Raw genomic sequence first — 12,215 nt, 5'->3', positions numbered from 1 at the left:
TTATTCGCAGGTAAGCAGAACCAGTACACATCCCTTTTCTGACGTTAAATCCAGCGTCTCTTGCAGAATGCGGCTCTCACCGCTGAACAGATCCCGATAGCGTTTCCCCGCCAGCTCCTCGGGTATCGCCACTGTGGTATTGACCCACAGCTGATGATTATCGGTGACATCAAAAACCAGACGCGGCACGGCGACAATCAGCGCCTCCTCGTCCTTAACGCGCGCATAGACAATCAGATTCTCCTCGCGCTCGCCGGAGACCTTAAGCGGCAGCCAGTCGCCGTAGCGGAAAAGCGCGTCGTAATGCGGACGCAGCCGCAGCAGCGTGGCGGTGACGAACTGCTTAACGCGCCCGTCTCGCCAGCCGGCCGGATTGTCAAACACGCTGGCATCCGCCGCGCTGAGATTTTGCACCAGGGTCGGAAAATCCGGCTCCCGCCGGTTATCCGGGTCGACAAGGCTAAAGTTAAGCGCCTCGCTGCCCTGATAGATATCCGGCACGCCGGGAGCCGTCAGCTTGATCACCGTCTGGCTGAGGCTGTTCATCAGCCCGGCCCGGATAAAGGGCTGCATCGCCTCGCTAAAATCATGCAGGAACAGCGCATTGTCCGGCGAAAGCAGGTGCCGCGCGTAGCTCAGCACCACGCTCTCATAGCTCTCGTTGCTGTCGATCCAGTCGGTGCGCTGTTTTGCCTCGCGCAGCGCTTTCTCGAGGAAGCCGATAAAACGCGCTTCCAGGGATGCAAGCCCTTCGGCGTCGTCCGGAGACAGCGTGGCGGGCCAGACGCCCGCCAGCGCCTGATAGATCATCCAGGTATCGGCAGCGTTCGGCGCGGTGCCGTCATTGAGAAAACGCACCTGGGTCTGGTTCATCTGTCGCCAGCGGGCCAGGTTCTCGCCCCAGCGTTCCGGCGCTTCCGTCAGGGTGTAGAGTCGCGCCCGGGCGTCTTCCCCGCGCTTGGTATCGTGAGTTGAGGTGCCCAGCAGCGCGTCGGGCTGACGGGCCAGACGAATGCGCATCTCCTGGTGGAAGCGGGATAATGAAAACGCGCGCGGCGTCGGGTCGGCGCCCACTTCATTGAGCGCCAGCTCGAGGTTGTGGCGAAAGAACAGCGTGTCTTCAACGGACTTCGCCATCAGCGGCCCGGTAAGCTGCTGGAAGCGGGTTCTGAAAAGCGCGGCGGACTCGCGACAATCTTCCGGCAGGTCGCCGGTAAGAATGCGCACAAGCAGGCTCAGCGCCGCTTCCGACGTCTCCACGCTGGCAACCACGCGGTTAAGCAGCGCCACGTCAGGCGGGGTTAATCCCTCCCGGGTGCCGTAGGTGCGGTAGACCGGAAAGGCGATAAGCAGCTCGCGCAGCGCGTGGCGGATCTCCTCGCGCAGCAGCGCAACCTCATTGCGGCGGGCCAGATCGTCAGCAAGGTTAAGCAGCGTGGTGAACTCACCCTCAAAATTGCGATCGGTCATCAGGCCCTTGGCATCGCGCAGTTCCGCGTGGCGATCGACCGTTATCCCCAGCGTTTCGCCGTGGATGGTCTCCAGGCGCGACAGGTTATCATCGTCGACCAGCACTTCCGCCAGCGAGGCGATAAACTCGTAGCCGGTGGTGCCGGATACCGGCCAGTCGGCGGGGAGCTGTTCCCCTTTGGCGAGAATCTTTTCGACCGTGATGTAGCAGTCGGGCCCGGCCGCCTGCCGCAGGCGCTGCAAATAGCCCAGCGGATCCGCCAGACCGTCGACATGGTCAATGCGCAGACCATCCACCACGCCCGCGTGGACCAGCTCAAGGATCAGCCGGTGCGTATCGTCGAAGACTGCGTCATCTTCAACCCGAACGCCGACCAGCCCGGTTATCTCAAAGAAGCGCCGCCACGAGAGCTGCTTCGGCGCTTCCCGCCAGGACATCAGCCGCCAGCTTTGCGCTTCATGCAGTTCAGCGATGCTCTTATCCTCGCTGTACGTGCCGGGGTTGAGCGGATACGCCGTGTCGTAATAGACCAGAGAGGCCTTTCCCGTGACAGTGTCACTCTTCAGGGTGATGGCCCCCTTCTCCAGCTCCGCCTCAAAGGTGTCGCCGAGGAACGGCAGCGTTAGCGGGCGCGAACCGTCGATATCAAAATAGCGGAAATAGCGGCTCTGCTGGCCGTATTCAATTACGTCCCGCCACCAGGCGTTTTCCAGCGAGGTGGACATATGGTTCGGGACAATGTCCAGAATCAGCCCCATGCCGGCCTGCTTAAGCGCCGCGGCCATGCGGTCGAAACCGTCTCGTCCGCCGAGTGCGGGGTCAATTTCATTCGGGTTGGTCACGTCATAGCCGTGGGTGGAACCCGCGGTGGCGGTAAATACGGGCGACGCGTAGAGATGGCTGATGCCGAGATCTTTCAGGTAAGGCACCAGCGCCGCAACGCGGTCGAAGGTCATGCCATTGCGGAACTGAATACGGTACGTGGCGGAAGGGATCATAACGATGCTTCTCCATCAGCAAAGCGAACGACAATACCGTTCGGCGGTAAAACGTCAGTGACTTCCGGCCAGGCAAAGCGCGTCTCACCCGCGAGATCGGGCAGCGCGGCGGGCTTATTACCGATATTCAGCGCCAGAGAGAGCGTCCCTGACGGGAAATGCCAGCTCACCGCCACCATGCCTGGCGCGGTCTTAATTACCTTGCCCTCAACGGCGCCGCTATGACGCAGAAGCGGAACGATATGGCGATGACGCAGCGTCAGCAGGTGGCGCGTGAAGCGCAGCCACGTTTTGCCTTCGTCGGTGGCAATCTTATTCCAGTCGAGTTTTGAACGGATGAAGGTGTTCACGTCGTTCGGATCCGGGACGGTTTCATCGTGCCCGGCATGGCCGGTAAACTCTTTCGCGCGCCCTTCCCGCACCGCCTTTGCCAGATCGCCGTGAAAATCGGTGAAGAACAGGAACGGATGCGTTTCCCCAAACTCCTCGCCCATAAACAGCAGCGGGATATGGGGAGAAAGCAGCAGCGCGGCAAGCAGCACCCGCGTCTTGTCGGCACCGGCCAGGGCGATCAGCCGCTCGCCCTGGGCGCGATTCCCGGTCTGATCGTGGTTCTGAATAAAATCGACGAAGAACTGCGGCGGCTGCGTCTGGCACTCCACCCCGCGGGATTCGCCGGTTTGCAGCGAAATCTCGCCCTGGTAGACAAAGCCTTCCGCCAGCGCCCGGGCGAACTTTTTCTCCGGCTCAAAGGCAAAATCCTGGTAATACGCGTGGCTCTCGCCTGTGGCAAACACGTGGGCAGCGTTGTGGAAGTCATCATTCCACTCGGCGGTGAACAGCGGCGTGTTGCCCTGTTCATCGCGCGGATGCAGGAAAATCACGTTGCGGCTGTCTTCCGTGGTCAGGTGAACGTGGCGGTGCGGGATCGCCTCGCGGATTTTAGCGGCAATCTCCTCCAGAATGTGCGTCTCAGCGCTGTCTTTAATCTGGTCGATGGCGTCAAAGCGCAGGCCGTCCAGACGATACTCCGTCAGCCAGTAGAGCGGCGCATCGGTGATGTACTGCCTCACCGGCTCGCGTTCGTAAGCGATGCCGTTGCCCCACGGCGTCATCCGATCTGCATCAAAGAACGAGGGCGACAGCAGAGGCAGATAGTTCCCCTCGGGGCCGAAGTGGTTAAGCACGATATCCAGCACCACGGAAAGCCCCAGCCCGTGCGCGGCGTCGATAAACGCGTGGAAATCCTCCGGCGTACCGTAGGCTGAGTGCGGGGCGTACAGCAGCACGCCGTCATACCCCCAGCCGCGGGTACCGCCAAACTGAGAGACGGGCATCACTTCAAGCTGGGTAATACCGAGCTCAGCCAGATACGGCAGCTTGTCGATAGCGGCCCGGAAGGTGCCCTCAGGGGTAAACGTGCCGATGTGCAGCTCGTAGATAACCGTGTCTTCCCACGGCCGCCCTGCCCAGTCCCGGTTGAGCGGCTGGTAGCGTTGGGGATCGATAACGATGGAGGGGCCGTTAACGTCTCCTTTTTGCGCGCGCGAGGCGGGATCGGGCACCGTCATGCCGTCCTGCAGAACAAATTGATATTCTGCACCGTGCGTGACGCCGGATACGTCTGCCTGAAACCAGCCGTCGCCAGCTGCCGTCATCGGCACGTCGGCGGCCGCCAGACGTAGCGTAAGTTCTTTCTGTCCTTCTGCCCAGACGCGAAAACGTACAACGTCATCGGAAATAAACTCAGCACCCCACTGCTTTTGAAATGTCCTGAATTCCATTCATTGTCCTCGAATGACCCACATTTTACGCGGAACGAAGTACAAGCTTAGTTCAGGATTAAAAGTGTGTTAGGCCAGCGAATTTAACCGCTTCGTCTATTCTTTATGAAATTACTCACTACCGGGAATACTATGCAGATTCGAAAAGGACTCAGTACCGACCTCACGCGCCTTGAATGCTGTGACTTTTCTTTCACCATTAGCCACATTGCGCGAGAGCCCTTTATCCACTGCGATTTGCATATCGAAGCCGTCGCCGTGCCCTGGATTAAAACCTACGAGCTCGATATCCAAACCCTTGAAAACCACTGCGTTAATCCGGACGCCATATTTCTTATTGCCGAAACGGATGACGGTGAAATTGCAGGATTTATTACCGCTTCGATCGGCTGGAATAAATTTATCTCAGTGGATTATATTGCCGTTGAGCGTACAAAACGCAGAACCGGCGCCGCGCAAAAATTGATGGCCGCCGCCCACGTCTGGGCCCGCAGCGTAAACGCGCCGGGATTACGGCTTGAAACACAAAATGTGAACGTTTCTGCCTGTCTGTTTTACCGCAACTACGGGTTTACCCTGGGCGGATACGATCGTTATCTCTACAACGCCTTACCGGAAAAAGACGAGATCGCCCTGTTCTGGTATTACATGCTGGTCTAACGGCACGGCCTTCATATTTCTGTCATTGAATTTCATTACGCTTTCGGGATTTTAACAAGGGTGTTGAGGAAAAAAGTGTGAATTCAATGGCTAAGGCATTACTGCTGGCATTACCTGTTTTGAGTGCAACGGCAGCGGCGACGGCCGCCGGGGGCGATCTGTGTGAACCCAAAGCGTACGAAATGGCGCTGCGCTATCAGCAGAAATCGGCAGAGATCGTGGCTCTTCAGCTGCAGACGTATCGGTTTGCCACCGAGCGTTTCAACGAAAAGTTAAAAGATCTGAAAACGCCTGAAAATTACGCCGTGGTTATGGACCTGGATGAAACGGTACTTGATAACACCCCTCTGCTGGTGCGCGACACCGAACAGTGTCACGACTATACAAAATGGGACACCTGGAGCGACTGGGAAAAACAGGGAAAACCCGGCTTAATTCCGGGCGCGAAAGCGTTTCTTGACCATGTGAATCAAAGCAAGGTCCGTATCTACTACGTCTCGGACCGCATGCAGGAAAACAAAGCCGATACGCTCAGGACGTTAGAAGCTCTGGGACTTCCGCAGGTGTCCGATGAAAGCGTGCTTCTGGACACGGTCAGCAAGGAAGAGCGTCGCCAGAGCATCCTCAAAAAGCAGCAGATCGTGATGCTTTTTGGCGACAGCCTGCCGGATTTCGCCGTGCAGTTTAAAAATAAAAAGCCGAGCGAGCAGCAGCGTGAGCTGGTTGAGGCCAGCGCGGAACACTTCGGTAACGACTGGATTGTGCTGCCAAATGCCGCTTATGGCTCCTGGTCCAAAGCCACGCCGGACAGCTGGAACGCACCTCTGAAAAAATAACGTGTTACGAGCCGGGAAAGGCAGCATCGCCACCCGGCTTCTGCGCTGTGCTATCCACTGCGTTTATAGGTCCTATCATTTCTGGGCAGGTTCTTATAATTTTACGAAGAAGTAAGATGAGCGCTTTCAAAGGAGACTCGTATGCTTACCGTGAAAAAACTTGCTCTTTCTACGCTGATTTCCAGTTCATTGCTTTTCTACCCTGCGCTGCAGGCGGCGGCAGAGACGCCCCAGCACGTCGTTAAACAACCGGCGGGCGGATACAGCGTTCAGGTCGGCGACGTTCTGGTCACCTCGTTTACGGACGGGACCGTCGCGCAGGATCTACACAAGCTGCTGCGCCGGACAACGCCGCAAAAAATCGATGCGCTGCTCGCGAAGAATTTCCAGACCAACCCGCCTGAAGTGTCCATTAACGCGTTCCTGATTGCGATGCCCGGACATAAAATTCTGGTGGATACGGGCTCAGGCCAGCTCTTTGGCCCCGGCAACGGCGGACGTCTGATTGAGAGCCTCGCCACCCAGGGGATTAAACCCGAGGACATTACTGAAGTCCTGCTGACCCACGCCCACTCCGATCACGCGGGCGGCCTGGTGAAAGACGGCAAGGTGGTGTTCAGCAACGCGCGCGTTTTCGTTGGCAAACCGGACGTCGACTTTTTCTTTAATGACGAGAATCAGAAAAAAACCGGCTACGGCAGGAACTACTTTGACGTCGCGCAGAAGACCTTAAAACCCTATCTTGACGCCGGTAAAGTGGTGCCGTTTAGCGGCACTTCGGAGATTCTCCCGGGGCTCACCGGCACGGTTCATCCCGGCCATACGCCCGGCTCAGCCTTCTACACGCTGACGAGCAAAGGCGAGAAGATCACCTTTGTCGGCGACATCATTCATGCCGCGGCGGTACAGTTCCCGCAGCCTGACGTGACCATTACCTACGATGAAGATCAGAACAAAGCGGCAAGCGTGCGCGAACATGCGTTTGCGGACTTTGTGAAAAATAAAGACCTGGTCGCCGCGCCCCATCTGCCGTTCCCGGGTATCGGCTATGTCACCAAAGGCGAAAACGGCGGCTATGCCTGGGTCCCTGTGACCTATACCAACCGGGACGCCGGCAGCGCGAAATAAGATGACGCCCAGCTCTGACATGGACATCGACCTGATCCTGACCCTGGACGCCCTGCTTCAGGACAGGAATATCACCCATGCGGCCGCGCGGCTGGGCATCAGCCAGCCCGCGCTGTCCGCTCGTCTCGCGCGTCTGCGAACGCTGTTTGGCGAACCGCTGTTTATTCCTTCCCCACATGGACGTGGGGTGCTGCCCACGCCGCGAGCGGAAGCGCTTAAGCCTCAGGTGGAGAGCGTGCTGCGCGGCATCAGCGCGCTGTTTGCCCCCACCACGTTTGATGCCCAGACCAGTACCCGGACCTTTGTTATCGCCCTGCACGAAAACCCGGCGCTGATGCTGGGCACCGGGCTGCTTAACCAGGTGGGTACCGCTGCTCCCGATATTCGCCTGCGCTTCGCCCTGCCACAGATGTCTGAACTGCCGCAGCAGCTGGAAAACGGAGATGTGGATATCTACATCGGCGTAAGCGCGGGCGCCCATGACGGCTGGGTGAGGCGCAAACTGCTCGACGATGCGTTTGCCACCGCCCAGCGTAAAAGCCATCCGCGCGGAACGGGTCTGTTAGATCTGGATAGCTACTGCGCGCTTTCTCATCTGGTGGTGTCATCGGCTGGGGATCCGTTTACCGGCTTTGTCGATCAAACCCTCGCCGGGCTGGGCTATCAGCGACGCGTTGCGATGTCCACGCAGAGCTACGCCGTGGCGCCTGCGCTTGTTGCCGGTACTGACCTGGTGTGCACCCTGCCGGAACGGATGCTGAAACAGTTTGCCAACACGCTGGATCTCTTTGCGCCGCCGCTGCCGCTCCAGCCGATTACCATCTACATGTACTGGCACCCGAAAAACAGCCAGGATCCGGCGAACGCCTGGCTGCGCGAGCAGCTGCTGCAGGCCGCCGGACGTCAGGCGTGATCGAGCGTAACCAGAAACTTTTTAAGCACTTCTGATCGGATAATCCGCTGACAAACCAGCGTCAGCTCGCTTTCACGGAGCCGGTCGAGGATGTCCACGTAAACCACATTCTCAACGCTCACCGCCTTTGCCGAGGCGGGCAGCAGCGCCAGCCCAAACCCCGCCGAGACCAGGCTTATCACCGTGGGCACGTCGGTCGCGTTTTGCACCACGTCCGGCTGAAAGCCCGCCCCGCTGCAGGCGTCATAAAAGTATTGTTCCAGCCCCATTCCCTCCGGGTCGCGCAGGGAGATCCATTTTTCGTCCTTCACCGACGAAAGCGTTAGCGCGGAAGATCCCGCCAGCGGATGCTGACGATACAGCGCCAGCACCGTTTTCTCCGAGGCGAACGGGCGGCTTTGCAGATCGTCAGGCAGCGACGGCAGCGGCGCCCGGATAATAGCCACATCGAGCTGGTTGCTCTGCACGGCCGCGTAGAGCGTCTGCACGTTTCCCGTCACCAGCGACATGGTAATGGCCGGCCAGCGCGTGTGCATCTGGCGCAGCGCGGTGGGCAGCCTGCCGTCGAACATCGCGCTCGACACGCACCCCAGGTTTAATACCCCCTGCTCGCCTCTTGCCGTTTGCCTGGCGTCCAGAACCGCCTGCTCGGTGAGGGAAATGGCGAGCCTGGCTTTCACCAGAAATGCTTCACCCGCGGGCGTCAGGGTTAAGCGGCGGTTCGCCCGGCTAAAGAGCGTGACGCCTAAACGTTCTTCCAGCGCCTTTATCTGCTGGCTCAGGGCCGGTTGCGCCATGTTCAGACGCTCAGCGGCCCGGTGCATGTGGAGCTCTTCGGCCACCACGATGAAGTGGCGCATCTGACGAAACTGCACGGAACGCTTCCTTTTTTGATATGGATTTACTTATCAATTTAGCAGTAATGATGCAATTGATGCTATTGGTCATTGCCATAAAAATGGAGGTATTCAAACGAGGGAGGAAAATATGGAAAACCCGATCAACGATCTCCGCAGCGCCATCGCCCTGCTTCAGCGCCACGAAGGGCAGTATCTTGAAACCGATTATCCGGTCGATCCCAACGCGGAGCTGGCGGGAGTCTACCGCCATATCGGCGCGGGCGGCACGGTAAAACGTCCTACCCGTACTGGCCCGGCCATGATGTTTAACTGCGTGAAGGGCTATCCCGGCTCCCGCATCCTGGTGGGCATGCACGCCAGCCGCGAGCGCGCGGCGCTGCTTCTTGGCTGCGAGCCCTCTGAGCTGGCAAAACACGTCGGCCAGGCGGTGAAAAAGCCGGTTGCGCCGGTTGTCGTTCCGGCCTCGCAGGCGCCCTGCCAGGAACAGGTATTCTACGCAGACGACCCTGACTTCGACCTGCGCAAGCTGCTTCCGGCACCGACAAACACGCCGATTGATGCCGGCCCGTTCTTCTGTCTGGGGCTGGTGCTGGCAAGCGATCCGGAAGACAGCTCGCTGACGGATGTCACCATTCACCGCCTCTGCGTCCAGGAGCGCGACGAGCTTTCCATGTTCCTTGCCGCCGGTCGCCACATTGAAGTCTTCCGCAAAAAGGCGGAAGAGGCCGGGAAGCCGCTGCCGGTGACGATCAACATGGGGATCGATCCCGCCATCTATATCGGCGCGTGCTTTGAGGCGCCCACCACGCCGTTTGGCTACAACGAGCTGGGCGTCGCCGGGGCGCTGCGCCAGCAGCCGGTCGAACTGGTGCAGGGCGTGGCGGTAAAAGAGAAAGCAATCGCGCGGGCGGAAATCATCATCGAGGGCGAACTGCTGCCGGGCGTGCGCGTAAGAGAAGATCAGCACACCAATACCGGCCACGCGATGCCGGAGTTCCCGGGCTACTGCGGCGAGGCGAACCCGTCCCTGCCGGTGATCAAAGTGAAAGCGGTGACCATGCGAAACCACGCGATCCTGCAAACGCTGGTGGGACCAGGAGAAGAGCATACCACCCTGGCCGGTTTACCGACGGAGGCCAGCATCCGCAATGCCGTTGAAGAGGCGATTCCGGGCTTCCTGCAAAACGTCTATGCGCATACCGCGGGCGGCGGTAAATTCCTCGGGATCCTGCAGGTGAAAAAACGCCAGCCGTCAGACGAAGGACGTCAGGGCCAGGCGGCGCTCATTGCCTTAGCCACCTATTCGGAGCTGAAGAACATCATTCTGGTCGATGAAGACGTGGATATTTTCGACAGCGACGACATCCTGTGGGCGATGACCACCCGCATGCAGGGCGATGTCAGCATCACCAATATTCCGGGGATCCGCGGTCACCAGCTGGATCCGTCCCAGTCGCCGGATTACAGCACCTCAATTCGTGCAAACGGCATCTCCTGCAAGACCATCTTCGACTGCACGGTGCCGTGGGCGCTGAAGGACCGCTTCGAGCGCGCGCCGTTTATGGAGGTGGATCCTCGTCCGTGGGCGCCGGAGCTGTTTAACGAGAAATAATGACAAAAGGCCACGTTAATGTGGCCTTTATCGTTATACCCTTATCGGTTTTTGGGTTTCATCCGCAGCTTTTTCTGTTTATTGATATGCGCCAGTGCCCAGGGATCGTCATTGCCCGGTAACGGAGCCTTGCGAGTTAGTCCACCCCATGGCGAGCGGTGTTTCTTAATGATTTCCGGTAAATCATTAACTAATCGTGTCTCTTCCTCCAGGATTTTTTTTGTTAGTTTTGGAAGTGCTAGATATTCCGATAATGCATTAAAGTAATCACCGTAATTTTCGTGGGATATTTTTCTTCGCATAAAGGGAGTTAAGGCACCAATTACTCTGCGTATTTTTACTTGAGAAGAAAGTGATGCAGTGAGTTTTTCTTTAACTTCTGCGATACTTACACCGATCTTATCTTTGGCAAGATTAAGATCGACTATCTCTTTTATCAGAAGGTATACCCCAAGTCTTAACTTTAATTTTCTCTTAAAACCTAAGCACATTCCTGAAATGCCAAAGTTAATGTTGTCATATTCTGGCGCATACACGAATACCCAGTCATCCATTCCGGTTAGCTTTTGTAAACGGCTTGTTTTAATGATAGACAGCGTATCGAAAAGACTGATTAATGTTAGCTTTGAGAGAAGGACGCAAATATCGGGATTGATAATAAGGGGTCGCGCGCGCTCCGGAACAGGATCAACAACGTCGATAGTAATATCCTTATCTGCATCGATCGACGTATGAGTACAGACGAAGGTAATGATTTTTTCAGGCGTTCCACTTTTGCGGACAATCTGAGTAACGCTGTCTAATTGTGCGACCGCCTCTTCTATTCTCTGCCATCGTGAAGTATGTTCGCCCCCTTTACTTTCAAAAACATGCCATTTCCCCTCTTGGGTCTCGATAAGATAATCTGGCGTTTTTCGTTTATCTTCATCCGGGTAAAACTGCAAAGAGGCTTTCTTAATTAGCCCCGCGTGAATAAAATGTTTTATCTGCTCATGTCTGGACTTAAGCCAGTAATTTGCCGACTGATAGCAGAAAAAACCGCCGAGAATAAATGATAGGGTGGATTTTTCGGAAGACTCGATACACTGGTAAAACTTTCGCATTTTGAAGGCCTTGCCATCGCTTATTTCAATGCATGACCCGGCAAGTCTTAATCTGGTACGTGTGTAGAAGCCAATCCGCTTATAAATTCCTTCATCTAAAATACCGTCAGCCTTCCAGTCAATACACTGCGAATATCCACATTCCAGTGCCCCAGGGGTTGCAAGCAGAGACGTTTCGGCTATGAGCCGTTTCTCTGGATCCTCCATGTCCCCCTGTGGATCATAATCAATGCAGACAATTTCGTAGGAGGGATACAGAATTCTTTTTGTGATCCCTTTTTCCTTATTGCTTGCTTTTATTGCATCAATTTCTTTTTTTTTGTTATCTCTTTTAATCACGGACTGCGCCGAAACCTCAAACCAGGTAAAGACGTTCCCATTTTTTTCCATACTCTGTTTTTCCCTGAACGCAAATAGTAGGTTAGTGAACAATCTTTATTATACCGTTCTGGGTAAAATTCTTGACGCTCAAATAAGGTAGGTTTGTTGCCGCTTCCTCCACTTTCTTGTACCCTTTCACCGGTAACCCTGCCCCCACAAACATTGAGACATCCGGACACCTATGACTGCACATATTTCCAAAGATCCTTTGCATGGCGTAACGCTGGAGATGATGGTCAATGCCCTGGTGGCAAAATATGGCTGGAGCGAACTGGGCGACCGAATCAAAATTAACTGTTTCAGAAAAGATCCCAGCGTTAAATCGAGCCTGAAATTTCTGCGCCGCACCCCGTGGGCCCGCGCGGAAGTGGAAGCCCTGTATCTGGACTCCCTCAACGATGAGGTAAGCACAGAACAGGCGGAGCCCGCCTTTAATCCCTGGGCCAACAGTCGGATTATCAAGAGCTAA

Annotated in this window: 10 protein-coding genes; 6 read left to right on the top strand and 4 right to left on the bottom strand. The window is 56.5% G+C overall.

Annotation, left to right across the window (positions count from 1 at the left end; translation table 11 throughout):
• Both treY and treZ read right to left on the bottom strand, forming a co-directional pair.
• Positions 1-2,469, bottom strand: a complete 2,469-nt coding sequence (gene treY / locus INF68_RS04845; RefSeq protein ID WP_126786889.1) for a malto-oligosyltrehalose synthase — start codon at positions 2,467-2,469, stop codon at positions 1-3.
• Positions 2,466-4,253, bottom strand: coding sequence for a malto-oligosyltrehalose trehalohydrolase (gene treZ / locus INF68_RS04840; protein WP_126786890.1), 1,788 nt, complete (start codon positions 4,251-4,253; stop codon positions 2,466-2,468). The genes treY and treZ overlap by 4 nt, the downstream gene beginning before the upstream one ends.
• A gap of 132 nt (positions 4,254-4,385) precedes the next feature.
• Between treZ and INF68_RS04835 the strand changes: the two genes are divergently transcribed.
• From INF68_RS04835 to INF68_RS04820, 4 genes are all read left to right on the top strand, one after another.
• Positions 4,386-4,913 carry a GNAT family N-acetyltransferase gene (locus INF68_RS04835; protein WP_029741295.1) on the top strand — a complete coding sequence of 176 codons (528 nt, stop codon included), beginning with the start codon at positions 4,386-4,388 and terminating at the stop codon, positions 4,911-4,913.
• Between the two features lie 86 nt (positions 4,914-4,999).
• Positions 5,000-5,749 (top strand): 5'-nucleotidase, lipoprotein e(P4) family, encoded by a 750-nt coding sequence (locus INF68_RS04830; RefSeq protein ID WP_227412795.1) that lies wholly within the window; start codon positions 5,000-5,002, stop codon positions 5,747-5,749.
• Between the two features lie 141 nt (positions 5,750-5,890).
• Positions 5,891-6,877 (top strand): MBL fold metallo-hydrolase, encoded by a 987-nt coding sequence (locus tag INF68_RS04825; protein WP_126786893.1) that lies wholly within the window; start codon positions 5,891-5,893, stop codon positions 6,875-6,877.
• Position 6,878: 1 nt separating this feature from the next.
• Positions 6,879-7,790: a LysR family transcriptional regulator gene (locus INF68_RS04820; RefSeq protein WP_126786894.1), complete on the top strand. Its 912-nt coding sequence runs from the start codon at positions 6,879-6,881 to the stop codon at positions 7,788-7,790.
• On the opposite strand, the gene INF68_RS04815 is transcribed toward INF68_RS04820, so the two are convergent.
• A complete protein-coding gene (locus tag INF68_RS04815) occupies positions 7,781-8,665 on the bottom strand; it encodes a LysR substrate-binding domain-containing protein (RefSeq protein WP_109844135.1) in 885 nt (294 codons plus the stop codon). The genes INF68_RS04820 and INF68_RS04815 overlap by 10 nt on opposite strands.
• 112 nt (positions 8,666-8,777) lie before the next feature.
• Between INF68_RS04815 and INF68_RS04810 the strand changes: the two genes are divergently transcribed.
• The gene (locus INF68_RS04810; protein ID WP_126786895.1) at positions 8,778-10,262 is read left to right on the top strand and encodes a UbiD family decarboxylase; all 1,485 of its coding nucleotides are present in this window, start codon (positions 8,778-8,780) and stop codon (positions 10,260-10,262) included.
• 41 nt (positions 10,263-10,303) lie between these two features.
• Here the strand turns inward: INF68_RS04810 and INF68_RS04805 are convergent, their stop codons facing one another.
• Entirely contained in the window at positions 10,304-11,755 is a 1,452-nt protein-coding gene (locus INF68_RS04805) for a hypothetical protein (RefSeq protein ID WP_126786896.1), read from the bottom strand.
• Between the two features lie 172 nt (positions 11,756-11,927).
• Between INF68_RS04805 and INF68_RS04800 the strand changes: the two genes are divergently transcribed.
• Positions 11,928-12,215 (top strand): VF530 family DNA-binding protein, encoded by a 288-nt coding sequence (locus INF68_RS04800; RefSeq protein ID WP_045399853.1) that lies wholly within the window; start codon positions 11,928-11,930, stop codon positions 12,213-12,215.

Source organism: Enterobacter cloacae complex sp. P16RS2 (genome assembly GCF_014982155.1).
In the GTDB taxonomy this organism is placed as follows: Bacteria; Pseudomonadota; Gammaproteobacteria; order Enterobacterales; family Enterobacteriaceae; genus Enterobacter; species Enterobacter cloacae_M.
The sequence above is the reverse complement of the archived record's forward strand: the minus strand, read 5'-3'. Positions and strand labels throughout refer to the sequence as shown.

Coding starts and splice junctions, on each gene's coding strand:
- INF68_RS04810 (WP_126786895.1), top strand. CDS start 8,778: ATGGAAAACCCGATCAACGATCTCCGCAGCGCCATCGCCCTGCTTCAG.
- INF68_RS04820 (WP_126786894.1), top strand. CDS start 6,879: ATGACGCCCAGCTCTGACATGGACATCGACCTGATCCTGACCCTGGAC.
- treZ (WP_126786890.1), bottom strand. CDS start 4,253: ATGGAATTCAGGACATTTCAAAAGCAGTGGGGTGCTGAGTTTATTTCC.
- INF68_RS04835 (WP_029741295.1), top strand. CDS start 4,386: ATGCAGATTCGAAAAGGACTCAGTACCGACCTCACGCGCCTTGAATGC.
- INF68_RS04805 (WP_126786896.1), bottom strand. CDS start 11,755: ATGGAAAAAAATGGGAACGTCTTTACCTGGTTTGAGGTTTCGGCGCAG.
- INF68_RS04800 (WP_045399853.1), top strand. CDS start 11,928: ATGACTGCACATATTTCCAAAGATCCTTTGCATGGCGTAACGCTGGAG.
- INF68_RS04825 (WP_126786893.1), top strand. CDS start 5,891: ATGCTTACCGTGAAAAAACTTGCTCTTTCTACGCTGATTTCCAGTTCA.
- treY (WP_126786889.1), bottom strand. CDS start 2,469: ATGATCCCTTCCGCCACGTACCGTATTCAGTTCCGCAATGGCATGACC.
- INF68_RS04830 (WP_227412795.1), top strand. CDS start 5,000: ATGGCTAAGGCATTACTGCTGGCATTACCTGTTTTGAGTGCAACGGCA.